Genomic DNA, 24,999 nt, shown 5'->3' on the forward strand with positions numbered 1-24,999 from the left:
CATTGGTTAAGCTTAGATGTGGAAAGATTAACGATTAATGCTTAGACAAAAAACGGGTATACCAAAAAAACATTTTTTACGCATTGTAACTTATTGATATATGGTGATTTAATGTTTTGTGTCGCTGAGGTCTGCGAAGAAATTAGTAGAAAATGTAAGGATCTCTCTGAGGAGATGTCCCGATGCGAATGGTCTATATATGCTGATGTTCTGGATGAAAATTTTGCAGCAATGCAAGAAGAGTTAGCCAGAATGCGTGATCAGTTCTGTAATTCCAGCAAAGTGGGGACTCAGGTGATGCTGTATTCCGATCCGCACTTGAGAGAATATAAACATCACAGAGTAAACGGTGAGTTGCAGCTTAAGCCGGAATATACAGAGCTATATGACCCCACTCAAGAATGTTGGAAAGAGCTAAAAGTTCGTGTTTTCCGTGAAACTTTTTCCCCCTTGGTTCTGGGGGCATCGATTGATGAAATATTTAAAGCACATCTAATCCATGCCTCTATAGCGTATCAGTGGGGAAAATCAATTATGGAAAATAATGAGAGCATTGCGTCAGAAGCATTCAATACGGCATCGGGTTTATTTGATAAATGTCTAGGGATGGTTTGGTTTAAAGTGTATGCTGATAAAAAAAATAAACTATCTAAAGTAAGGGTGAAAGCAGGTAAAAATGGGGGGGAAGGAAAAGCAGAAATTTACAAAATTATTCAGGAAAAAGTTGTTGAGCTTATATATCAATCTGCGCCTGAAGAAGGTTGGAGAAGTAAAGTGGCTGCAGTTAATGATCTTATTGATCCTTTATGGCTATTTATTAAAGATTCTAATTTTATAGTGAAAGGACAAAGTAAAAAATATCGGCTAGCAGCTTTAGATAAATATACATTAGCTGATACTATCTTAAAACAGTGGGCAACGAAGGTTGATAGTATCAGAATGGCATTTGATGCAACTGTTAGAAGAAAGAAGAGAAGTAATAAGTAATATAAATAAATTAGATAGCATCGTAGGAGATGCTATCTAATTGAGTATTTTTAAAAGGATTGAAAGTTGTTTTTATCCAACGAGTTTTAACTCCCTGGAGCTAACTTCAATCCTACTCCCGCTATCAGCCTTATTTACAAAGTCAGCCCACCACTGCATCATCGGTCGTCGTTGCTCAAGATAGTCGCTGCGGTTGTAAGCGCGACGTACCTCATTTTTGTCTACATGAGCCAATGCTGCCTCAATAACATCAGACGGAAACCCTTGCTCATTGAGAGCTGTACTTGCGATAGAACGTAAACCGTGTGATACGAGAACACCTCCTAACCCAGCACGCTTGAGTGCTGCGTTCACTGTTTGGCTGTTCATTGGTTGGGTTGGTTTGATGCGACTGGGAAAGATAAACTCTCGGCCACCACTTAGTGACTTCATCATTTCCAGAATAGAGAGAGCCTCATCGGATAATGGAACCGTATGATCCCGGTTCATCTTCATTCGAGCTGCTGGAATTTTCCATTCGTTATCATCAAAATCGATCTCATCCCATCGAGCTTCAGCTGCTTCGGCGGGACGGGTTATGGTGAGAAGTTGCCACATGAATAGGCATCGTGTGGACAGGCTGATACTTGCCGTACGCATAGTCTGCATTAATTGTGGAAGTTGAGCCGGGTGGATACTCGGCATGTTTTTCTTCTGAGGTTTCTCGAATGCTTTCCCGATGTTTATGCTGGGAACCGCATCAATCAGGCCCGTGTTCTGCGCATAAATCATGACTTCGTTAATACGCTGACAAAGGCGGCGAACAGTCTCTAATGCCCCTCTGGCCTGAACCGGCTGAACTGCTTTAACCAGAGTATGAGCCTTAATCTCAGTGACACTGATATCACCGATTGCTGGGAAAACATCTCTCTCAAGCGAGCGCCAGATATCTTCGGCATAGTCCTCTGTTACGCTGGCTTTCTTCACATTCCACCAACGTTCGGCAACTAACAAGAAAGTGTTGGTTTTGGCCTCTTGTGAATTTCTGACCTGTTCTTTCTGATGTTCTTGGGGATCAATGTCTTTCGCCAATAAAACTTTAGATTCGGCTCTGAGTTTACGTGCATCAGAAAGCGAGACGGCAGGGTAGGCACCGAAGCTCTGTTTGGTTCGCTGCTTGGTCAGAGGCCGATAGTAACGGAATTGCCAGAGCTTACTGCCGCTGGACTTGATTAACAGAGTAAGCCCGTCACCATCATACAGCTGGTAATCGGCATCTTTAGGTTTGGCGGCTTTGATTTCCGTGTCGGTTAACGGCTTGGTTTTTCTTGCCATGGGGAGTCTCCATGCGTTTAGGCCCAACGAAAACAATAGAGCTTTTCGTTGGGCCTATCAATGGGCCTAAAAGGTTCGGATTTAATTAGTTGGCATCAGACTTCGCGGGACAAATTAAGGGCACAAAAAAGCCCGCAGGGCTTGCGCCGTGCGGGCTCTTAGGACTTCATCGGATGACTCTGGTAATCACCGATGGAGAATTTTGGGCTGGCGTCCCTGTAAATAACTATTCATGACATTGATTTTTAGGTTTATTTTAAATTTTAAATTTATATGTGGTCCTAAAAAGGAACCATAAATCTTAACGGTATGAGTTCTCACGAATAGCCGATTTGCAAATTGTATCAAAAGACAACAAATTTCTCAGTTCAACTCCCTATTGGTAACTGAACTCATAGATAAGGTCCGTTATGCTTTTCATAGGTAGACGAATACGGTAACTTTTCTCAATAGCACGATTCTATCCGCAGTACCAGCATAGGTGGAGAATGGATTTTGAACAATTGGTCACCAGAGCATACAAAAGTCATCAAGAGCTGGTTTAAGATTGATACATATCGCAAATTTGAAGACCTCTCATTGATTCAGTTCTACCATGAGATATGGGCCCGTAAATTGTTCTTTAAGGAGTATCGGGAAGAGTTTGAGAGCAGAGCACTTGCGGGTTACTTCTCAAAAATTTTTAGTGGCAATCCTTTTTTAATTGAAGAAGGACAACTGGGATACATGACTCCTGCCAACAAACTTTTTCAACCTCCCCATTTCTTTCTCACAACTCTTGATCGCCTTGCTGAAACGAGCATTATTGCAATGCAACGTGGAGGTTTTCTTTGGCATGAAGGTGACAATTATTCTATAAACGCAGAGCTTCGAGAAGAATCACTTTCAGACATTATGCCAGATCAGTTTACACGAACGATCATGTTCGAGATTGATCTGGCAAGTGGCACAGACGAAGAGATTGCAGAGTCGCTTAAAGCTGCATTACCGCAGTGGCGTAAAGTTAAGGGTATTGATGAAAACCCATTGGAATCTGTTCGTTTTGGATACGGAACTATCAAGAAACTCATCAGTTATCGTGTAATACCTATGCTTGATATCCTGGTGTGGGCAGCCGTTAAAAAAATCCGTGTCTCTGACGACAGGTTATCCAGACTACTATATACAGACGATGACGAAGAAAGCGAAATGAGACAGTCCAGCCAAATCAAAGATACCGACAGGCCTTTGGCTCTTAAATCCTGCACAACTGACTTTATCCGACAATTCCATTACTTCATGAACAAAAACAGCCATTTAAAGCAAATGAAAGTCTCTGATGTAATGAAACTATCGGATTAAGAGTTAATTAATAACTGTCTGTTTTTTTATTATAAAAATAAACTAAAAGCACTACTGTAAATGGTGCTTTTTTTTGCGATTTTTACTTTAAACCGGCCATTTTTACACTTGCTATAAAACAGGGGAATTTCAGCTACTCTCAAGTTCCCTTGTTCTGTACTGCACCAACTTCGAGAAAACCATCCTGCACAGCAGCGAAGAACCTCCGCTTCAGGAGCTTCGCTCCTTTCTTTTCCCAACTGCTCGTATAGTGACTTCACCGCAACGACAAGGGATAACGAAATGAAAAATCAAGCAACCCGCCTCATACGCTTACCAGAAGTTCTCGAACGAACTGGCTACGGAAAAGCCTGGATCTATCGTCTGATCAACGATGGCAAGTTTCCTGCTCCTGTCAAAATTGGAAGTCGTGCAATAGCTTTCGTTGAAAGTGAGATTGATAGCTGGATTCAGTCTGTTATCGAAACAAGTCGAAATAATGTTGCTTAATTGAATTTAGGAGAGATTTTATGACTATCGAAGAATTTGTGAATGAAGAAAACCATATGTGTAATCTGGGCCAGGAACTATTCTTTAAAATTTTCGAGCCTGAATCGATTTATAATTTACCCAATAACGAGTTTAATAAAGAAATAATATATTGGCTCAGTCAGTATCTTGTCGGAAATTTGATACAACCTTTAGACGCGATCTCAGAGCTTAATGCTTCCAAACAAATATATGTTTACGAGACTTGGTTTTCGCTAATTAAATGCCCTGATGAAATGAAACTCTTGGCGAAGCGGATAATTGAATATTTATTGGATTAAGAAATTCATATGGCAATGCAAAGTTTTGCTGCATATTTTAGATTAAAACGTTAAAGAATAACTTGCATTATTTTTATGACCGTTCTTTTGCAAGGCAGTGAGATGGTTTTAGGTGGGTTGGGTGTGCATAATATTAATAGTGTTAGGACGGTTTTTAGTATTAAGAAGTAATAATAATAGCCATTGGTGAAAATTATGACGGGATTTTTACCATGACATTTCATATTAATAAGTATAGGAAAGTTAAAATGAATAATTCAATCATAGTACCAGAAGATAAAGATTTTGTATGTGCGTTTGCGACTTCACCGAATAGCTTTTATGAGGCTATTGAATCCTATCGTAATTATGTAGATCTAGTCCAAGAGATAGAGTTCGAGCACGTCTTTCTTTATTTATTGTTTTCTATAGTGGTCAATGGTAGTACAGATATTACGATTAATGATGAAGTACGAATGTGTATTGAGCAGCTTGTCTATGAAAAAAATAGTATCAGAAATAATAATGCAGATAAAAAGATGTAAAGGCTGTAATAAATTATCATGGGTACAGACAGCACAAGTCTGTACCTTCTTATTTTAATTCAACAGATAATGATACATGAAAATTATGTGCTTTTGATAGTGGTCATCTGGTTTTCTATAGTAAACATTATAGGATATAGGTTATCCTGAATTTTAATATTATGCTCTTTTTTATTTAAAAGAGCTGAAAAATACAGGATTTAAATGGTGTTGGTATTTAAACTCAGTAGGTATAGTAACACTCGCATCAATCAGTTCTGTGATAGCCTGATAAAATTGAGTGGGTGTAATATGTATCCCTTCTTGCTGTGCTATGGGCGTAACACGATGAAAAATTAGGTAAACAATGCTCTTATCTGGCTTATACGACGCGATTAATGTAAGCAACCAGAATACATTGTGAATAGTAGTGTTAAGATTATGACTTTCAACTGATGATTGATTATTTTGAAAGTAAGTGGAGAGTCTTTTTTGCATAAAGGTATCGTTTTTTTGTTAATGTTATCACTCGCGTGGAGAAAATTACCACGCTGTAATGTTTTTAAAATGGAATGCCGTCTGCAGGATTTCGTCTTCTGGAGTTTTTAACTGATTTTGTTTTACTCCCGGCACGATAAAAATTAAACGAATTGGCAAAATCTTCTGTCTCCAGTCTGGATTTTCTGAATTTATCCATCAGATCTTCATTGAAACGACGAGGAATTCCCTTAACGCACAAGTTTGAATTCAGATATACCTGATTATCTATGGTGTCACGAATAAGTATTTTTTTCCAAATAACTCTTTGAATGCACGTGAAACATTTGATTTATTCAGCCCAAGCTCTTTGGCAGTACGTGACTGTGAAAAATCAGGAATAATATTACCGTAATCAATGGCTGAGAAGAGATAAATCACAATTCTAAATGCTGTAGGCGTCAAATCCATTCTGGCGAGTGTCGCCATATTACCTTTAAATACCATTGAGAAATCGTCCTTGAAGGACGTCTTTTTATAGCTGGTTGCTTTAATTTTTATTTCTTCTAGATCTTCGGGCATAACCTCTAATGCTTCTGCAATAATGGATTTTTGTTCTTTAGTTAATACAACACTTGTGATTGACATAATGGCTCCTTTTTTATTGTTGTGATTACAGACATGGCATATTTAATTTATTTGTCAATGGTTTTGATGATATTATTTTAATTATATCTTATTTGAATTTTTTATCCGTTCTTTGGTGGTGGTAATAGGTTGTAAAATTTGAAACGAGGGGTGCTAAATTTAACCATCACCTGTTATGTGATTGATAATTTTTGGTGCTGAAATTAACAACGGCATATTTTGTATAATCATATGATTTTATTAGATAATTTTTGATTTTGATCTGCAAGATAAAAGAGTGATAAAGAAATAAGAAACCACAGTTTTGCATTTGATCGATACTCAAGGCCTTGGTGTACCTGATGAAAACATTTTTATTATTGCTTTTCTTAAATAATATCATTTGTAAATTGAAGCCTGCGCAACTGTGTGTTACGCCCCATTGGGCTTCAGAACATCACTATAGTGTTTTCAGTCAGTATAAATACGCTTCGCGCACGAGTTCACAGTATTTAGGTTTACTGTCATTAAAAATACGCTTCGTGCAGAAGTTCAGAAAAATGGGGTTAGCTGTCAGCACAAATACGCTTCGCGCAAAAAAAAAATCAGGAGGCTAAGTTGATCGGGAAAGCGAACACAGATACATGATTTACCCGTTTGCTGACTACGGCTCACGCCGGGACCCTTCGGAAAAACCCTTTCTGCTTCAGCGAGTGAGTGCTGCGGGCACTCAGAGGCGCTGCCAGGGAGACAAAATTAAGTTTTTCAACTGTTTGGTAAAAATAATTAACATTTATAGGTAGTCGGGGCGTAAGCCAGTGCGTAGCACGCTCTCAAAAAATATTCCTGTGGGTTTCTTATCTGCAATAGGGAAATAACTCAGATAATTGATATATGAAAAAACAATACAATCGGGAAGACACAACTTTAGCACAGTAAAAGCTATTTGTATTTATGAGGAATAAAATATATATGAATAATAAAATATTTTTATTTTGCTATTGATTTTAATTTTTAAGATGATAGTACTTAATTATAAAAACAAAATAATGGAGGAAATTATGAGTGCTATTAATGTGTTATCTCAGGAGGAAAAATTTATACATGTTGTTGATAAATTTATAACCCATAATCACAACGGCGTTAATAACAATGTCTTTTATAAAAAACTTTATGTTCTCTTCGCCGGATATCATCTGAAGTATTTTTATTCACGGGCGCAATATCGCAATTCGTGTTATCACGTTGATAATATCATGCAGATGTTTATGGGTGTCGTTTCTACCCTGAAGACCCCTCTGCTCAGGCAACTCGCAAACAGTGACACATTGCTGCATTGCCTGAATTCGCTCGTGAATTATATTTCAGGCAATCTGGATGAAGCAGAGCACATTTATGCTGATTTACTGGCACAGTATGAAAAGAAACGCATTGCACGTTCTCTGGCTTATACACCACCAGGATCCGTGGTCAGGAAAAGACTGTGAGGCATCGGAAATGCGCCGGACAAGGCAGAGTATGGCAGAGTGACATAAAAGCAGTCGTTTCCCGCAAGATATTACCGGGCATTAAAAAGGCAGGATCCACCGATTTGGTGTCCTGCCTGGCGGGATTATTTTATTGTGGTCTTACTTATCAACGACCTGCCAGCCATCATCTGTTTTGACCAGCTTGACAGCCGCTGTGCGTTTTTCGTTATCGACAACAGCTGTTACATTGCATTTATAGCTTTTATCCGATAGTTTTTCGCAGTCGTGTTTTTTGACTGATTTTAACTTCCGCAGCATGTCAGGCGTGATATCGTTTCTCGCTATGGATTTAACGATGGCATTCGTCTGCTCCACGACCTTATTCATCGCAGTGTAAATATCCTGCTCAGACGGTTCACTGGTGCAGCCGGTCAGCAAAAAAATGGACGCAATGAGTGTGGTAAATGCATATGTTTTCATAAAATAATCCCAGACGGTAGAGTACGTTATTGAAAAAGGCCGGTTTTCATCTTGTTGTTGTTTTCAGAGAACGTCCACTTGCTGACGGTTTCGCCTTTAAATTCGATTTCCAGCGTTTTGGCCTGCGTCTGTGAACCCCCGGTCAGCAGTCCAATCACGGGAATGAATGTGGTGGCATCAAACTGATTGTTGTCCATCGAATAAGTCCATTGTTCATTGCCACTATCAAGTGTAGTTTTGGTTTCGGGCTGACCGAATGCGGTAATGATTTCTGATTTCGTTGTTTTATTTTTGATGATTTTCGACTGCAGACTTTGTGATGTTTCTTTTTTTAGATGCTGGTTGCCTGATGTTGAACAGCCAGAAATAAGTAAAGAAGAAATAAAAAACACAGAAATCATGAATCTGTTCATAAGTTTTCTCATATTAATTTTTTATGTTTGCGGTGGTGTGAAATTAATATCATCTTATAAAAACAACTCTGTCTGCATATTTCTTTTTAATAATGCAGATAAGAATAATGACGCTGGCAAAAAACGTAATGACTGAGGCAGGAGTGCTGCCGGTCAATGAAAACACTAACCAGGCGAGAGCTAATGCCACGAATTGAAACAGGAATGCCACACTGAGTGGACTTTCACCATAGGCCACTTTTGCATGGCAACCTTTGCAAACCCGCACACCGTGTGGGCTTTGTGTAAAGCAGAAAGGGCAGCTAATCGTTTTATTATCCATCATGACTCCGTAGCCTGATTTAAGGTGATGTATTTTTGAACATTTTCGATGAATGAACTGCTTTAGTAAAATTGCTTGTACCGATCGATGGATCTCAGGTGATAGGTTATATCTATTATAACTAGATTATCGATCTATAAAAACGATCGATATCTTATTGACTATCACTAAAGTATGGACTAGCTAACTTATGGTGCAGGATGGTTGTTGTTTTTAAATGATTGTTCTTTATTGGTATTTGTTGTCATGGGATGACAGGGTGTCAGAATATGTAGGTGGAGGATTTGGTGGAAAGGATGTGCAGTGGCATGTAACAGAGACATGCCTCTGCGCCTGAGAAGTGCCACAATATGGACGAGCAATACAAGCCATGAATACAGACGACGCTGGCGGGGTATCTGACGAGCTGTATTGTGCAGATTGCTCCTGAGCTGGATGATACCCACTGTCTCCTGTTGTCTTTCCAGACGAATTTTTTCTTCAAGCTGATGGATTTTCTCCAGAATCGTTTCCCGGTTTGCAGCCTGCTCTTCAGACTCGCATGATGGCACTGGCACTGGCACTGGCACTGGCACTGGCGCGGTTGTAGGTTCTATTGGCCTCTGGGCTTCTTTCAGTAAACTCAGATGCTCAGGCGTAAAATCAATCAGTGCTTGCAGGGAAGACCAGCCATATTTTTTACCCAACTGAGATGCTTTAAAGGCAATACCCTGGTATTGAAATGAAAATCCACTCATTTTACCCGTAGTGGCGATATTGGGTTTGCAGGTCACTCCTTCCTGTTCCAGTAAGCGAACAAAGGTTAGTAAATCGGGATGGTGTGTTAATGCATTGTCGAGCAGGGCCTGCAACAGTGACTTAGGGCAGGGAGCTGCTGTGCGTTCTGCCATCATCAGTTCATTACGGGAAGGCTTCCTTTTATCCTGGCGGCTACTGCCGGTTACACCCGTAGTTTCGGTGAGGCCGTGTACTCTCTCCAGCTCACTGATAATCCGTGTGCCGATAAGATTTTCATTTTTCCCCAGGTACAGTTTTCCACCGACCATGTTAATACGACTTGCAATGATATGAATATGCTGCCCATCCGGATCATCGTGCATGATATAGCAGCGAAGATGGGTGTCAGTGAAGCCCATTCGGGCCATATAATCGTCAGCGAATGCTGCCCACTGTCTGTTTGACAGTTTCTCACCCTTTGGCAGGCGAAGTGAATTATGCCAGACAGGTTTGGCGACATCGGGACGCAGCAGTCGGGTGCCTTCAAATTCACTTATAAGCTCAGCAGCAGTGCTGCCCGTCATGTTGCCACCGATGACATAAGGCGTGATTTTGTGGTGAGAACCTGACTTCAGGCTATAAATAACCACACCTGTGAATTGTTTACCCCTTTTTATTTTCTGCATGCCTTTCATGGGTCTGACTCCAGAAATGTTGAGGGAATAAGGTGATCCCTGAGAGTTTTGATTTGTCTGCGCAGGGCGAAGAGTTCTGTACGGGTCAGTTCGCTGTCAGGGCTTTTGCTGTCGAGATGACTCAACAGGTAGTTTAAATCCTGTGAAAGGCTGCCAAGTTTTATCCATGCTTCACGATTGATTTCTGGCAGAACCGGCGGGAGTTTATTCAGGGAAGCCATCCTGAGCCATTCTCCTTTTTTATACTGACCTCTTTTACTGTCGAGAATAATTAATTCTTCTTCATTTAATCTGACACTGATGCAGTGATGTCGTATTTCATTCTCAGGAAATTTGTCAGTATGGAATTTACCGCGTTTTGATACTCTGGTTATATCATCATCATTACTCATGTCACTGTTCATAGTTATCCTTTTATTTCATGTTTATTACTACAGATAACCGATGAAATGAATAAGTCAAGTTGTTACGGGATAAATAATTTAATTATCTGGATTAAAAAAGGTATACCATTTGACAAATAGTATACCCACGAGGACATATCAGATTAATGGTCATTAAATGAATCCTTGCAGACTAAGAAAAGGGTTGTTTACTCCAGAGTTTTAGAGTCTTTTTCGTACAGATGAACGGGGGATCTCTGGCTTCATTTCTTTTAACAGGTCTTTTTTCTCTCTTGCTGCGATATAAGAAAAAATCTTATCGGAGTCAGAACGCTGTCTGAGTATATCGTCGTCCATTCGGATACCATTTCGAATGAACCATTTCACACTTTCTATGCCGGTGTAGATACCAATATGTTTATCATGATAACAATTATAAAACTGAACATGACTGATATCGGTATATTTTTTCAGTGAGGTAAAGAAGTACTTCATGTTTTTGACATATAATGCGAAGGAACAGTGTTCAGCGATAAGGATATTACGCCCTTTTTCATGAAGCAAAGCAATTAGAGGCAAAGCCTCAGTTGAAACATGTTTAAATAATACTGGCGTGCTGTCTATTCTATCAACATGGCGTTTGAGGGCATTAATACTGAAATCATATATCCACCACTCGTTGTCAGTCGGAAGATCCAGCACCGCTTTGCCACCATAATCTCTGTGGTTTATGTCACACCCTTTATTTACCCAGTAATCAAAGACGTCATGATCGAGGAGGTCATAAAGAAGCGTTTGTCCTTCGTTATCTGTGCTGTGGATATCAATGCCCGCGTTTATGAGGAGTTCCGCACAATCTATGGCGTAGCGCTGCCAGTGAAGACAGGACTGGCCTTTATTATTTTTGTGGTGAACGTTAATACCTGACTTTATCAATAGCCTCACTGCACGTGGGCTTTTTCTGCTAAACAGGGCATTATTACCATAACAATCTGTATGGTTCAGCGCTATGCCTGCTTCAATCATGGCTTTTAAAGCCCCGATACTGTCGCAACCGAAAAGGGCGTTTTCACCGTGTTCATTAAGTGTGTTAATGTCAATGCCTGCAGCAATGCAATTCTGGACGTCTTTTTTAGTTTTGCTGTCAAATAAATTATCTTCTGTATAGTTACTCATGGGCGTTCTCCTTTTTAAGCGGTCGTTTTGTGCCAGGTATTATTGTTGTATTCATATTCTTTTATCTTAACGATCTCGTCATAGATCCGTGAAAAAGAAAACCATGAGATCTCTTTCACTTCGCCTTTTTTGTTTGTGTAAATGATATTGCAGCCACGAAAAGAAAATGACTGATAGAAAGTATCGTGATTCTCCTCTTTAAGAAAACGGGTAAAAGCTTTTATGGTGTCTTTTTTTTCCATGCTATAAGAGAAAAAGGTATGGATAGCAAATATGGTCAGAATATTTCTTTCCGTCACCATATGTCTGGAAAAATAATTAAGATAAAAAACATGATCTTCAATGCTATTTTTACAGAATATTGAAAAGTGAGGGTTATACAGACGGTAGAGATCTGTATTCTTTTTTGTTTTAGATAGGTAACTTGTCAGGGTTGAATAGTTTTGTTTTTTCATTTTTATTCTCCTTTATTATTTTGATGAAATGAATGTATATTATCAAATAAATAAAAATCAAATTTATTTTTAATAATAAAAAATAAGCAAGCGTTTTCTTTTGAATAAACTAATTTAATGTGATGTTTTATATAAATAAATTCATAGTTTGCAAAAAGTGCTATTTTTATTTCATGGTTGATTGATGGGCGTTTTTCCCCATTGCTTAGGGGGAAATATATCCCATTAATATTAAATGTTTGAAGTGAATCGTATTTTAGCAGGGGAATATTATATCTTTTACTTCTGTTTTGATTTTCAACTTTGTGTGTGAGACACAATATGTGATAGTGTTGTGATAATCGTAAGTATCCTGCCAAAACGAATCATTCACTTTAAACCTTTACTGACATATTGGTTATATATTCTGAGAAATTTATAGTGCAAAAGGCTCGGTGTGCAGACTTACGCCAGCCCAATCAAGCCGTAGTGCTTTAGTTTTGGGGCTTAGGTATGGTGGAAAAAAGCGACTCGTTAAGCTTACTGAGCTCTATGTATTTCAGGAGTCGGTCAGTAAGTTAACGATCCAAGAGGCTCATCAATCATAAGAGATGTATCAATCTTGCGAGACTCTCACGGATTTTATCGCCGTCATAAATAGCAATCTCTTCAATATTGTTACCAATGAAAGTTTCAGCTGCCTGGATGGCTATCAGTTCAGACATACCAACGTTATCAGCCAGCTGGCGTGCTGCAATGACCTTGCTTTCAAGAGTTAGGATGACCGGCCTGTAGCCTGCGCGTTTGATTTTGATACAGTGTGAAATCAATTTCTCCATAGGTGCGGTGGTCACTTGGAATGCAGTCGTACCCACCTGAAAGGCCCCTTCACGGTCAATGTGTGGATCATTAGCATTGGCCCTGCGACTACTGATTTTAACATCTAGGGAAACGTAGCTGATGTTTGGCTTCGATAAGATTCTGTAGCACCGCCTCAGTGGGGTTGTCAGAACATTCCGCTGCCGCCTTAAGAATATCGCTTACTAGAGATGAAACTGGTTGATTGTAATCCCGGTCGACCGTTACTCTATGTTTATCCGGATAATTTTGGCGTACACATTAAGTGAAGAAAACTTCAAAGTGATTTGAAACAGATGTTGTATTCACTGGCTCATTTACATTAACTTGAGTGTTGTTCAGCACATGTTGAAACGCAGCTGTAAGGAAGATGATACAGCCAAGATGTATCCTTCATTATGGGGATTGGCGCGATGACCACCACGGCTTAGCCCGATTGATTATTTGGAAATTGATTAGAATGCATAATCTGGGCTGAGCTCACTTAAAGTCTCTAATGTTTGACTCGGAGATTTGGGGGGCAGTGGCTTTCAGTTTTGTTAACTCTAACATCTGGTTTACGTTCCTTTTGGAACAAGAAGCAGAGGTCTGCTAAGTAATGGTTGTACTGCTTGTGATAGGTATGACTGCATGTTCAGCGAGCAAGAATGGCTTAAAAGTTCTGTTACTGAGCACCCCATGAAGTTAGAACGATGTCATAACGTGCACGTAACCGTTGAACTGTTCTCTTACAGATAATCTCTACATAGCTATTATTGCTTAGGCGGTAGCTATGTAGATGGTTTTTGTAATATTATATTAAAAGTTCATACAGCGACTATAGCATCATTGCGAAAAATATCAGGAGGTGAGTTTAATGTTACGAAAAAGCAAACTTACAGAGATATATAAAAGGTTTGGTTTTACTGAAGAAAATACAGGTAACGAAAGTATTGCTGTATATTCTATTAAAACAGGGCACTACCATAACGCGGACATACTTCCACTAAATAATGAGGTTAATGTAAATCAAACCTTTGAAGAATATAGGCAGTTAGGTTATGCATGTCAAATTAAAAAATATCAGTCTTATGAAGAAGCACATAAGGAATTATTTAATGGCTTCTTTAGCGTCGATTCAACTAAAGAAAGGTTGATTAAAGATTATAATACTTTCACAGATTCAATTGTAAAAATTCACTCACCTACTGCAACTTATTCCTACATAAATTCAAAATATTACTTAAATGGTGTTATTGGCGAAGCTAATGTTGTTACGGAAATATTAGAGAGAATACAACATAGGCGTCCAATTCTGTTTTTGATTGAGGCTGCAGCCGGTTTTGGAAAGACTTGCACGGCGTATGAATTATTGAGGGAGATTATAGTTAACAATATAGGGAAAATACCATTATTTTCAGAACTATCAAGGAATAGGCAAGCAAAAATATTCAGGTATGTACTATTAGATGAAATTGATAGAAGTTTTCCTTTGTTAAGCTCAGCCTTAGTAAGGAATGAAATAAGAGCAGGAAATGTACCAGTTATACTTGACGGGTTTGATGAACTATTGCATGAAAGTACAAACGGAATTGAAAATAATTATGAAAAAACAGAGCCAATGCTGGAAACAATAAGTGAGCTTCTAACTGATAGTGCAAAAGTGGTTTTGACAACTCGAAGAACAGCTATATTTGACGGAGATGAATTCCATCAGTGGATAGCATCACATCAAGAAGATTTTGATGTGATAAGAATAAGAATTCATGAACCACAAATTGAAGACTGGCTTCCAGGTCAACGTTTAGATGAAATTTCATCGACAGGATTTCCTCTTAACAAATTATCAAACCCTGTACTGCTATCATTTCTAAGATGCATCGACGACACCGACTTTAATAAAGTTATAAGCGACCCAACAACTATAGTGAGGAAGTATTTTGATTCAATGCTTGAGCGAGAAAGAAAAAGACAAGATTTATTAATGTCTATTGAAGATCAATATACTATACTAAAAATAATAGCTGACGACATGGTCGAGGGTAACTACACATCTGAGTCTAGAGAGTATATATCGTTAGTCATAACTGAAAAGAATCAACAACTCTTGGAGGCTACAAGAAAGCTTTATACTGTAGATGAAAGACCAACTACTGACGAATTAGTTAATAAATTAGCATCGCATGCTCTATTAGATCGGTCAGGCTCAGAAAACCAAGGTATTGGATTTGTTAATGAATTTGTTCTTGGTAATTTTGTTTCTGAAAATATTATTAATGATAAGTCAAATGAATGGATTGGTGATAAACGTTTTATAGAACCAGCAGTGCAATCTTATATGCCGAGGATCGATGATGAAAAAGAATTACTTTGGCATAGCTTAGAGTTTGCTTTATATTTTATGTCAGGTAATGATAAAATCCTTTATAGTCATTTGCTTATAGGAAAAGTTCCATTAGATTTAAAAAATGATAGTGTTGAGCAATTGTCTATATCAAAACTTTCTTTAGGCGATATAAATATAATACATGATACTATCTTTGTTGATTGTTCGTTTTTTAGCAGCATATTTACCTGTGGTAATTATAAAAACGTTACATTCGTGAACTGTTCTTTTATAGATTGTAGTTTTAACGAATTAAGTGGTAGGGAAGATATTTATTTTTTGGGATGTGAATGTGACAATGATGCTATTAATAAAAAATCTGTCGAGATAAACAGTGAAAATGATCACGATATTACAGATTGTGATATTTACATCTTAGAGAAGTTCTGTCCCAGAGGGAGTGTTAGCTATCATAAGCATCGGCCTATAAAAGGCTTATGTTCTAACAACAATCAATTTCAGTTAAGTGAAATACTCCATTCTTTAGATAAATTGAGGAAAGACAGTCTTTTACTTACGCCAGACAAGCGTTCGTTCCTTGAACTTAACATGGCAAGAATATCAGAGATTAAAGCAATTCTTGGGAGGAATTTCTGATGTATAACGGAAATGAATTGCGAATTATTCAAAGTTTGCAAAAAGATATAGAAGATGAACTTAATCGTATTGGATTACTTTATCGTTTTTTTTCGAGGACAAAATCAGAAAGCTCAATAATTAAGAAATATGAAAAAGAGCCTAATAAATACTCAGAGGATGGTAAAAAAATTCAAGACTTATTTGGGGTTAGGATAATATTATATTTTCCTGATGATTTATTTATTGCTCAAAAAACACTGGAGAAATTATTCGAAATTGAATCTAAAACCGTAGACGAAACCACGGCTAATCTCTTTGCGGCAACTCGATGCAATTACGTCTTTAAGTTACCAGAAGTATTATCAAATGATAGTGTCTTATTAAAGAAATATTCTTATATTGATACTACTTTTGAAGTCCAATTTAGAACTATTTTATCTGAAGGATGGCATGAAGTTGAGCATGATCTACGCTATAAGTGCAAAGAGGATTGGGTTGAGCATAATGACCTTAGTCGCGCGCTGAATGGAATTTACGCCTCTTTGGAAACATCTGATTGGGGAATAATGAAGTTATTTGAGGATTTAGCATATAGAAATTATAAGTCAAGCGCATGGTCCGCTATGCTAAGAAATAAATTAAGATTGAGAATGGACGATAAGCTTGATGAAAAGATAATTTCAATAATTAATGAGAAAGAGCTTGGTAAAAAGTTTTATAGAATTGACAGAGATCGTTTGTTATCGTTAATGTTAGATTATAATATTGATATACCAATTAATCTTAATAATATAATTTACCTTTGTAATTATTTTTTCATAAAATCTACGGAGCTTCAGGATATAGCCCCTGCTTTAATAATGAAAAAGCTTACAGATGCTGATGAAAAATTCAATAAAAATACTATTTTAGCATCTAAATAATAACTATCTCCGGCTATTAAGTAGGCCTTGTATTTTAGGCCTACTTAAAAAGTTTCATTATGTGAAGTGATGATGATAGCAAATCTGATATCTTTATGGTTGGATGCGAGAAAATATTTTTATCCCGACACAACAACTGGTAATGATAGAAAATTTAAACCCAAAAATGCTACAGTAGCCTCAGCTCACAAACGGAGTATAAAGTGGCGGTTACTCTTTAGTGGGAATACTGTAGATAGTTGATAAACTGGGCTGGATTTTCTTTTCTAACCGAAGGGAAGAAAAGCAAGGGGAACCCAAAGAAACAAGCGCAGCGGCTTCGTAGGGTTAGCCCTTGCTTCTTTTATAATTGGCATTATTCATTCAAGAACAATAGGATCTTCGCTTGTACAAGCGAAGCTATAATAAAAAATCAATTAATTATTTTAAAAGTATTAAGCAAGAGCCTATTGACATTCGTAAAATAAAAGTTATTTTTAATGTATGCCATAAATAAAAAGTTTTATGTCATATGTATCCTGCACTATGTGCAGTTAATGTGCCACTTGTCCCATATATGGGAATATTGGAAAGGTTACTTTGTTTTGAAGTAGCCTTTCGTCCTTCAATATTCACGATTACTTATTGCTATTACCAAGTCCAGTCGAATCGAAGAACATCTTTTATCTGAAACGACTCCTAATACCAGGTTGAAGCCACAATATCTCTCGCATAAGTAGACCAAAGAAAAATTATGATATTAACTATGTGATTTTTTTTAGTGTTAAGTTGAATAATTATATACTGGAGAGTTTTCTGTACACTACCAATTGCTGGTTCATCTGTTCTGCCGCTGATGTTTCTGACTAATCTCCCGGTGACACAGAACTGTCCCTCTCTACCAGCCTTTATTCGACTCAATGTCCGGCTGCTGATACGCAGTTATCCCTTCGTATCAATGACTGACTCTTAAACGCAATGCTTTGGTTGCTGGCGTATCTGACAGCTTCTTCGGCGTGAAGGTCGTTGTGTAAGTATACTTCTTGGTTTATTTAGGCTATATAAAACCATGACTATGACTGGCTGTTTTCAGTAAGAGTCTTATCATCCAAAGAATTTATTCTAGAAATTCTTTTTAACTCATTAAGATAATCAACCTCGTTTTCTAAGAACCAATGAAGAACTTTAGAGTTGCCAAGTAATTTATTAATATATGACTGGATTATAACGAATTTCAACATATCTGAACCATACTCGGTTTGAAGTTTTTTCGTTTCTTCCGAAGTTGTTGCCATTTCTTGTTCCAGACGAAGTATGGTTTTTTTTATGTCCTTTTTATAGGGAGTGTTTTTCCCTTTATTTACTATCATCGATGACGGTGTTGCATCCAAGATGCTCATTGCAAATTTTTTACTATAATTATCAAAATTAATCATTGTACCGACTGCTTCAATTTGACGAATTGGCTTCATTTTCCTCAAAACGTCAAATGTAGCCTTAGGTATAGGTTTATCAGAAAGTTTCGCAATTACACTTGGATCTATGCCGTTCATCACATTAGCTTTATCTTTTATGGCATCAACAGATATGCCCAAAGCAGCACTAAGTTTTTCAATTGATACTTTTGCCAGAGACTTAATTATCATTCTATGTTCTTCAACTACATTTATATGATTCACTTGTTTGTTAGGAGTGAAAGCATCATCTATGCTCGAAAGTATACATGGAGCTTTTTCTATATCTAAGTCTTTTAAAGCCTCAACCCTTAAATGGCCATCAAGTATCTTAGTGACATCTTTATCTTTGTCATAGAATACTATTATTGGTTCAATAATACCCAAGCTTTCGATAGAGGTAACTATTTGATGATATTTATGGCTTCGCTTTACGTTTTCTAATAATTCCTTAGATGGAATTAACTTATTAGTTTCCAGGTAAATAAAATTTTTGCCAAAACGTATCTGAATCATTTTGATACCTCTTTGTTTACTGGGTTTAATATCTGAGATGGTAGTTCTGAAAGATTCTCTTGTTCAAGTATATTTTGAAAGCTTTTATTCATCATTATGATGTTAAAAATCTCATTTATTATTAGTAGATTGGTTTTTATAAATTTCGAGTTGTTATAAACAGATTTATGTTCAGCGATACTATTTTCATAAAGCTCAATCAACTCCTCTGCAGTCATCCTTTTTGATGGTTTGTGATAATAAAATCCGGCTGCTTTTGCACCTTTATTCCCAACTGTTCTTTGATTTAGAATGTATTTTATCTTTATAATGTCCCGACTTTTTATTAATTTTTTATCATATGCTTCGGTAAGAATATCTTGTGCTTCCTCAGTTTCACATCTTGCAAATTGCACTGCGAGATACAGAGGCAAATTACCCCGTTCGACTGCTGAGAGAAGTTTATGCTCTCCCTTATCAAGAAGCATATTAATACTGCTCACCCAGTTCGATGAATATCCAGTAATCTCACTTATTTCGGAGTCTGAAAGTCCTCTGATTTTCATGTCTTTAATCACCTGTAATAACTCATTAGAACGTGGTCTTCTCCTTGCAATGTTTTCAACTAAACTCATAACGTAAGCATCTTCTTCTGATACATCTCTTATAATTGCTGGAATAATAGTTTCACCTAATGCAACAAGAGCCTCTATTCTCCCTTGACCACAAATTAAAGCATATTTGAAATCGTCTTCATCAATAGCTCTTACGCTTATAGGCTTGCTTAATCCTCTTTTTTTTATGCTTTCCTTTATTTCTTCATGCACTACCTTATTTCTTGTTCGTGGGTTAAGAAATTTTATTTTTGCAATCTCAATTTGAATTATTGGGAATTCATTTTTTTCAGGCAGCATATAGTTCCCTCACTTTCATGCGAGTAATAATTTGTAGAAATTTATCAAGATTATCAAATCTATAGAGATCTAACCGAATGTTGTTTGTTTCCATCATACACATTTTACTATATTCGTTTTCAATCTTTGGTATGATATAAAAATCAAGAGGTGAAATATTTTGTGAATTCATTCGTATAACAATTGTTATGTCTGCTTTCTGTGAGTTATCAAACCGGACTTTCCATCTAAGTTTACCTGATTTCATATGTATGCATTTAGTAACAAGGACGGAAATTAAAAACTCATCATTGATGTAAAGCATTGGGTAATATTTATACTCGTCTATATGACAGTTACTTTTTAATATTTCGCCCTTAAAATCCTCAATTATCTCTGAGTAAAATGATCTTAGTGCTTCATTTATTTGGAGATAGCTGTAATCATGTTCTGGCTTATAACCAATCAAAGTATATGCTCTTAAAAGACCACCAAATCGGGTTCTATAAACAGAAGATGAAGGGCCTGTATCATCTTCATCAATGATAAAGCCTGATAGTTTTCCATTAGATTCTAATTTTTCTTTTAGCTTTTCTAATAGATCTTCATTAGTCAAATGAATGGATCGGAGCTGAATTATTTCTTGAGCTTTATTATATTTTTTCTTTGAAATAATTGGTTTATATGCCTTGTCACATCTAATCCATTCATGTTTGGGGTTTTTTACAAGCCTACTTTTTAGTTTAGATGAGGTTTTGTTATATATGTTGTTTCCAATATATTTTTCATTTGTCAAAATTTGATGTATTTTTGCACGAGTCCATGATGTTCCATTTTCTGCAGGTATGCTCTGTTCATTTAATCTCTCAGCAATAATGAATTCTGGGACGTTACTATCTATAAAGAGATCATAGATTCTATTTACAATTTTTATTTCATTTTTTGGTCCCGGAATTAATATTACCCTATCTGTTTGAATACTCTTTCTTTTGCGGAAATTCAATATTTCTTTAGCTATGCCATTTTCGTCTACTAAAAGACGTCTCAGCCCATAACCAGCCATACCGCCTTGATGATAACCAAGCTTTATTAAATTTACTTGCCCTATAAATACCTTTTCAGATAGATTCCTGCTGTGATATGCAGCACTTGATCTTTTTATATTCAGTATAACAGAGGACTCTAAAGGGAAATCTTTAGTGGGTATAGGTTCGGAACAATATATAAGATCTACACCATTTCTTTCAAATAGAAAGGAATAATATGCAGCTTCATCACTATTTTGAAAACGACCAAAACGGCTCACATCATAAAATAATACAGCCTGTATATCTATTTTCTTTTGTTCTACATCGCTAAGTAACTGCTGCAAAGAATGCCTGCCTACGATACTGACTCCGCTCTTACCTGCATCATCGTAGGTATAAGCGATTTCCATATTGTTCTTTTCAGCATAATCTTTGATATATTCAGACTGATTATGTAAAGAATATTGCTGATGGTCGGTAGACATCCTCAAGTACTGTGCGACCCTAACTCTATGATTTTTTTCATTTCCGCTAGCCATGCACAAAACCTCATGGATGATTCAATACAATGTAGAGGATAAAATTGATCAAATTTTAACCGAATTCAACTGTTTTATCATTGATTAGAGCGAATTTGGTAGTTCTTCGAGGTGTATGATAATCGAGAAGAGATGTGAATTATTTAGCTGATATGACCGACAGCTTTCGTTATGTGGCCTCAAGGTACCCATTTGTAAATGGCTATGCTTAGTCCACATAGGTTAATGGTGTGATCATTAATTCTTCAAATAAATCAAGATAGTTAACCCATCATGGAAGAGTTATGCGGCAATAACTTTGTATTTTTGAGACGAAACATAGTCACTCCACCATTGCATGAGAACCACACGTTCTGTGAGATACTCTGCACGATTGTAGGCTGCAATTATTTCATCTTTTTTCGAGTGGGCAAGGGCGGCTTCTAAGACATCAGTTCTAAACTTGCCACACTCCTCAGCCGCCGTTCTAGCGATTGATCGCATACCATGAGCTACAAGCTCACCTCCGAAGCCCATACGGATTATAGCCGCATTAGCTGTTTGTTCATGCATGTGATTGAGTGGAGCTTTGATACTGGGAAAAACCCACTCTCTATGCCCGCTGATGGCTTTCATTGAATCCAAGACTCGCAAAGATTCTTTGCTCAGTGGAACTTTGTGAGGCTTCTTCATTTTCATAAACTCCGCCGGGATGTTCCACATGCTGGTTTCTATATCAATATCTGACCATCTTGTGCGAACAGCTTCACCAGGGCGAACCCATGTGAGAAGTTGCCACTCAATCAGTAGCCTTGTTTCTAAACGGATAGAAGCATTGTTTAGAGCAACCAGGAAGCGGGGGAGTTCGGAAGGGGGTAATGCTGGCATATTCTGTTTTTTTGGCTTGCTGAACCGTTGCCCCAGGTTGTCAGCCGGATTGAATTCTATGAGTTCTTCTGTTGCTGCATAGCGGAAAATTTCATTCAGGCGGGATATGACGCGGCGAAGTGTTTCAAGGACACCTCGTTTTTCTATGGGGTCTAAATGCTGTTTAAGCATTTTAGGGCGAATCTCCTTAATGGGGGTATCACCCAACGTTGGAAAGATATTTCTCTCTAGGCTTCGCCAGATGTCGTTAGCATGATCCTGGGAGATGCCTGACGTTTTGACTTTCTCATCAAGCCACTTCTTGGCTACTGCTTGAAATGTATGTTCCGTTGCATCCTTAAGGGCATTGGCTTTGTGGGTGTTATGAACTTGTGGGTCTATACCATTTGCAAGCAACGACAAGTACTCATCACGTAAAGCTCGTGCCTTCGCAAGTGTAAGGTGAGGATAGGTTCCTAAGCTCACCTTAGTTCGCTTTTTGGTCACAGGCACTGCATATCTGAAATACCAATTTTTCTTTCCTCCCTTCGCTAAGGGGGCGATTCGCAGGAGCAAACCATCGCCGTCAAAAAGGTTAACCTCTTTCTCGGCAGGTTTGGTGCTTTTGATTTCAGTGTCAGTGAGCTTCTTAGCGATTTTTGCCATGTTTGGGACCCTCATGTTTTGGACCCTTTGTGTTGGGTCCCAAAAAGGGTGCCATAACGAGTAGATTCTAGCAATTCTCGGTAGACTACTATAGACGTAAAAAAGCCCGCAAGGCTGGTTCCATGCGGGCTTGATAGACTTCACTGAACTTCAATATATCAAAAATTGGTGGAGCTGGCGGGAGTTGAACCCGCGCCCGAAAATTTATAATCTATTGATAAACAATTATAAAAAAATTTAGCGTTTTGCTGCGGATCCTTTACGGCTCCTTTGAGGTTCCACCACTGACCAACTTGGGTCGTTTTTCAGTGTTGCCGTCATATTCCTTCAGATAGCGTCCATAATGCCTGAACAACATTTCTGGCCCTTTATGTCCCATCTGGGATGCGAGCCAGAACAGGTTAGCGCCTCGACTAATATGTCTGGTCGCGAACGTATGCCTGGTCTGGTATGGATTGCGGTATCTGATCCCAGCTTTACGTAAAGTTGGTACCCAGGCTTTTTTTCTTATCGCATCGGCACCCGCCCAGGGTTTTTCTGTCTTAGGATCCTCAAAGACCGTTGCATCTTTCATAAAGGTGAAAGGCTTCTGAGAAGTCAGGGCATACAAGGCTTCTTCGGTTAACTCAACTTTACGCGTTCCAGCTTTCGTTTTCGTGCCCTTAATTACCCCCACTACGCTGGCATTTTGTACATGCGCTGTTTTGCCGATAAAGTCGATATCGCGCCAACGGAGGGCGCAGAGTTCAGAACTACGTAGCCCGGTTTCAATTGCAAAGCGGAAGATGTTTTCCCACTGCTTATTACCTGCAGCATGCAGAAGCGCTTCAACCTCGGCCGGCGAAAGCGGATCAACAATATAATCACTTTCATCATCTGTTTTACTGCTCTGGTAGCGTGAGGCTGTCACCAGTGACACGGGGTTAATCTGCAATACACCATCAGTCACTGCCTCATCCAAGGCTGAGCGCAGGAATGAAAGTTGGTTCCTGATCGTTTTTAATGTCGTTTTCTGACTCTGGATCCATGTTTTTAAAGCAGCTGGTGTTAATTCGCTAGCAGGAAAAACGTGAAGTGATGACAGAGCATTTAAACATTTCTTATATCCACCGATTGTTGATGGAGATAATTTTCTGGTTTCGCAAATAACAAGATATTCATCGAGATAATTCTTTACCGTTTTTCCTGTTGAAGCATTACCAAATATTTTAAGCCGCGAAGAACGGGGAAAGTGCTCACCATAGTTAAATGTACCTCGTTCAATTTTATTGTGAATTTCGCCGAGTGTTCGCTCGGCGTATTTAATATTTTTACTATTAACTTCAAGATTTGATAAAGGTTCCCGGCATTTAACCCCCTTATAGGTAAAGGTAATATTGATAGTTTCCCCTGTATTATGTTTCCTTATAGTTACGCCGCGCGGGAGTTTAGGCGATTTTGTCGAGCCCATTTTGTAACCTCACTAAGATCTATCCATCTTTCCTTAACGCCTTCGACCTTTAGCACCTGAACCCCTTCACGCCATACGCCTCGCTGAAGGCGCTTATTTATGGCATCAGGGGTTTCGCCAGTCTCTTTGCAATAAGTTGAGATGGGAACACAATCGAGGCTCAGCATAGATTTCTCCATTGCCCGGCTGCACCCGGGCGATTAGGGATATTATTCGTCGCTTGAAGGCAATAGTTTCTGCCAGATTGCCGATACATATTTTGCTTGGTGGCGGGCATCGGCCAATGCGTTGTGGGCTACGCCATCAAATGGCATATTGCGTTTGGGGTCGAAACCAAGTTGTTTACCGAGCAACACCATGGTGCGCACGTCGCTGTCGTTCCAGAATTGCCATGGGCAAGTTTGGCCGGCGCGGTCGTAGGCTGAACGTAAAATCACATTATCGAAGTTGGCACCATTGCCCCAGACTTTCAAGTAACGCGGGTTGTCAGAGTTGCGGCTGATAAACGAACTGAGCTCGGAGAGCGCTTCCGCGATGTGCCTGGTATCGTCGGTACAAATAGCTGCACGGGCCTCTGATGATTGTTTCAGCCACCACAGGATGGTGTCACCGTCAGGAGTCGCACCCTGATCCATAGCGCTGGCGAGGTTGACGGCCATATAGAACTCTGCGCCCAGATCTCCTGTTTGTGGAGCAAAGAATACTGCCCCGATCGCGACTACTGGCGCAGTAGGCTTATTGCCCATAGTTTCGATGTCGATCATTAAATTGTTCACG

The 24,999-nt window shown here is 38.4% G+C and carries 24 protein-coding genes, 1 tRNA gene and 2 pseudogenes; 8 read left to right on the forward strand and 19 right to left on the reverse strand.

The window, feature by feature from the left end:
* The first annotated feature begins 111 nt into the window (after nt 1-111).
* Complete coding sequence (locus AC07P6_RS07085; RefSeq protein WP_123915373.1) at nt 112-987, forward strand: hypothetical protein; 876 nt, start codon at nt 112-114, stop codon at nt 985-987.
* A 72-nt stretch (nt 988-1,059) separates the two neighbouring features.
* On the opposite strand, the gene AC07P6_RS07090 is transcribed toward AC07P6_RS07085, so the two are convergent.
* Nucleotides 1,060-2,301, reverse strand: coding sequence for an integrase (locus AC07P6_RS07090; protein ID WP_478315954.1), 1,242 nt, complete (start codon nt 2,299-2,301; stop codon nt 1,060-1,062).
* A gap of 495 nt (nt 2,302-2,796) precedes the next feature.
* Here AC07P6_RS07090 and AC07P6_RS07095 point away from each other — a divergent pair, with 495 nt between their 5' ends.
* From AC07P6_RS07095 to AC07P6_RS07110, 4 genes are all read left to right on the forward strand, one after another.
* Nucleotides 2,797-3,642, forward strand: coding sequence for a DUF6387 family protein (locus AC07P6_RS07095; RefSeq protein ID WP_001067213.1), 846 nt, complete (start codon nt 2,797-2,799; stop codon nt 3,640-3,642).
* 282 nt (nt 3,643-3,924) lie between these two features.
* A complete protein-coding gene (locus AC07P6_RS07100) occupies nt 3,925-4,131 on the forward strand; it encodes a helix-turn-helix transcriptional regulator (protein WP_000795662.1) in 207 nt (68 codons plus the stop codon).
* Between the two features lie 20 nt (nt 4,132-4,151).
* Nucleotides 4,152-4,451 (forward strand): hypothetical protein, encoded by a 300-nt coding sequence (locus tag AC07P6_RS07105; protein WP_000151178.1) that lies wholly within the window; start codon nt 4,152-4,154, stop codon nt 4,449-4,451.
* A gap of 248 nt (nt 4,452-4,699) precedes the next feature.
* Nucleotides 4,700-4,975, forward strand: a complete 276-nt coding sequence (locus tag AC07P6_RS07110; RefSeq protein ID WP_001572958.1) for a hypothetical protein — start codon at nt 4,700-4,702, stop codon at nt 4,973-4,975.
* A 541-nt stretch (nt 4,976-5,516) separates the two neighbouring features.
* Here the strand turns inward: AC07P6_RS07110 and AC07P6_RS07115 are convergent.
* Nucleotides 5,517-6,079 (reverse strand): annotated as a pseudogene (locus tag AC07P6_RS07115) (helix-turn-helix domain-containing protein).
* Between the two features lie 1,040 nt (nt 6,080-7,119).
* On the opposite strand from AC07P6_RS07115, the gene AC07P6_RS07120 reads away from it, so the two are divergent.
* Nucleotides 7,120-7,545, forward strand: coding sequence for a hypothetical protein (locus tag AC07P6_RS07120; RefSeq protein WP_001274227.1), 426 nt, complete (start codon nt 7,120-7,122; stop codon nt 7,543-7,545).
* Nucleotides 7,546-7,686: 141 nt separating this feature from the next.
* Here the strand turns inward: AC07P6_RS07120 and AC07P6_RS07125 are convergent, their stop codons facing one another.
* The 9 genes and pseudogenes from AC07P6_RS07125 to AC07P6_RS07165 all read right to left on the reverse strand — a co-directional run.
* On the reverse strand, nt 7,687-8,007 hold the full coding sequence (locus tag AC07P6_RS07125; RefSeq protein WP_000860556.1) for a hypothetical protein: 321 nt from the start codon (nt 8,005-8,007) through the stop codon (nt 7,687-7,689).
* 26 nt (nt 8,008-8,033) lie between these two features.
* The gene (locus AC07P6_RS07130; RefSeq protein ID WP_193328443.1) at nt 8,034-8,420 is read right to left on the reverse strand and encodes a hypothetical protein; all 387 of its coding nucleotides are present in this window, start codon (nt 8,418-8,420) and stop codon (nt 8,034-8,036) included.
* 49 nt (nt 8,421-8,469) lie between these two features.
* Entirely contained in the window at nt 8,470-8,742 is a 273-nt protein-coding gene (locus AC07P6_RS07135; RefSeq protein WP_000369203.1) for a hypothetical protein, read from the reverse strand.
* Nucleotides 8,743-8,930: 188 nt separating this feature from the next.
* On the reverse strand, nt 8,931-10,154 hold the full coding sequence (locus AC07P6_RS07140) for a relaxase/mobilization nuclease domain-containing protein (protein ID WP_001614751.1): 1,224 nt from the start codon (nt 10,152-10,154) through the stop codon (nt 8,931-8,933).
* Nucleotides 10,151-10,558: a hypothetical protein gene (locus AC07P6_RS07145; RefSeq protein WP_001374085.1), complete on the reverse strand. Its 408-nt coding sequence runs from the start codon at nt 10,556-10,558 to the stop codon at nt 10,151-10,153. Before AC07P6_RS07145 ends, AC07P6_RS07140 begins: the two co-directional genes overlap by 4 nt.
* A 201-nt stretch (nt 10,559-10,759) precedes the next feature.
* Nucleotides 10,760-11,713, reverse strand: a complete 954-nt coding sequence (locus AC07P6_RS07150; protein WP_000074023.1) for an ankyrin repeat domain-containing protein — start codon at nt 11,711-11,713, stop codon at nt 10,760-10,762.
* 14 nt (nt 11,714-11,727) lie between these two features.
* Nucleotides 11,728-12,168, reverse strand: coding sequence for a hypothetical protein (locus tag AC07P6_RS07155; protein WP_061362001.1), 441 nt, complete (start codon nt 12,166-12,168; stop codon nt 11,728-11,730).
* 581 nt (nt 12,169-12,749) lie between these two features.
* The gene (locus AC07P6_RS07160) at nt 12,750-13,127 is read right to left on the reverse strand and encodes a DUF4928 family protein (RefSeq protein ID WP_306308318.1); all 378 of its coding nucleotides are present in this window, start codon (nt 13,125-13,127) and stop codon (nt 12,750-12,752) included.
* A pseudogene (locus tag AC07P6_RS07165) lies at nt 13,084-13,206 on the reverse strand (DUF4928 family protein); the annotation flags it as partial. The pseudogene AC07P6_RS07165 and the gene AC07P6_RS07160, both read right to left, overlap by 44 nt.
* 655 nt (nt 13,207-13,861) lie before the next feature.
* Between AC07P6_RS07165 and AC07P6_RS07170 the strand changes: the two are divergent.
* Together AC07P6_RS07170 and AC07P6_RS07175 are read left to right on the forward strand one after the other, a co-directional pair.
* Entirely contained in the window at nt 13,862-15,967 is a 2,106-nt protein-coding gene (locus tag AC07P6_RS07170) for an NACHT domain-containing protein (RefSeq protein WP_478315955.1), read from the forward strand.
* Complete coding sequence (locus tag AC07P6_RS07175) at nt 15,967-16,872, forward strand: RelA/SpoT domain-containing protein (RefSeq protein WP_000282312.1); 906 nt, start codon at nt 15,967-15,969, stop codon at nt 16,870-16,872. Before AC07P6_RS07170 ends, AC07P6_RS07175 begins: the two co-directional genes overlap by 1 nt.
* A 1,052-nt stretch (nt 16,873-17,924) precedes the next feature.
* On the opposite strand, the gene AC07P6_RS07180 is transcribed toward AC07P6_RS07175, so the two are convergent.
* From AC07P6_RS07180 to AC07P6_RS07215, 8 genes are all read right to left on the reverse strand, one after another.
* Nucleotides 17,925-18,821 carry a ParB/RepB/Spo0J family partition protein gene (locus AC07P6_RS07180; protein WP_000614786.1) on the reverse strand — a complete coding sequence of 299 codons (897 nt, stop codon included), beginning with the start codon at nt 18,819-18,821 and terminating at the stop codon, nt 17,925-17,927.
* Nucleotides 18,818-19,714, reverse strand: coding sequence for a ParB/RepB/Spo0J family partition protein (locus tag AC07P6_RS07185; RefSeq protein ID WP_000936463.1), 897 nt, complete (start codon nt 19,712-19,714; stop codon nt 18,818-18,820). Before AC07P6_RS07185 ends, AC07P6_RS07180 begins: the two co-directional genes overlap by 4 nt.
* Nucleotides 19,704-21,260, reverse strand: coding sequence for a recombinase family protein (locus AC07P6_RS07190; RefSeq protein ID WP_021570914.1), 1,557 nt, complete (start codon nt 21,258-21,260; stop codon nt 19,704-19,706). The genes AC07P6_RS07185 and AC07P6_RS07190 overlap by 11 nt, the downstream gene beginning before the upstream one ends.
* A gap of 282 nt (nt 21,261-21,542) precedes the next feature.
* Nucleotides 21,543-22,772 carry an integrase domain-containing protein gene (locus tag AC07P6_RS07195; RefSeq protein WP_001384082.1) on the reverse strand — a complete coding sequence of 410 codons (1,230 nt, stop codon included), beginning with the start codon at nt 22,770-22,772 and terminating at the stop codon, nt 21,543-21,545.
* A 166-nt stretch (nt 22,773-22,938) separates the two neighbouring features.
* Nucleotides 22,939-23,041, reverse strand: a tRNA-Leu gene (locus AC07P6_RS07200).
* On the reverse strand, nt 23,032-24,222 hold the full coding sequence (locus tag AC07P6_RS07205) for a site-specific integrase (RefSeq protein WP_154905054.1): 1,191 nt from the start codon (nt 24,220-24,222) through the stop codon (nt 23,032-23,034). The genes AC07P6_RS07200 and AC07P6_RS07205 overlap by 10 nt, the downstream gene beginning before the upstream one ends.
* On the reverse strand, nt 24,183-24,389 hold the full coding sequence (locus tag AC07P6_RS07210; RefSeq protein WP_154905053.1) for an excisionase: 207 nt from the start codon (nt 24,387-24,389) through the stop codon (nt 24,183-24,185). Before AC07P6_RS07210 ends, AC07P6_RS07205 begins: the two co-directional genes overlap by 40 nt.
* Before the next feature lie 42 nt (nt 24,390-24,431).
* Nucleotides 24,432-24,998: a 3'-5' exonuclease gene (locus AC07P6_RS07215; RefSeq protein ID WP_154905052.1), complete on the reverse strand. Its 567-nt coding sequence runs from the start codon at nt 24,996-24,998 to the stop codon at nt 24,432-24,434.
* Between the last annotated feature and the right edge of the window lies 1 nt (nt 24,999).

It is taken from the genome of Klebsiella sp. GFKo11, from assembly GCF_056490265.1.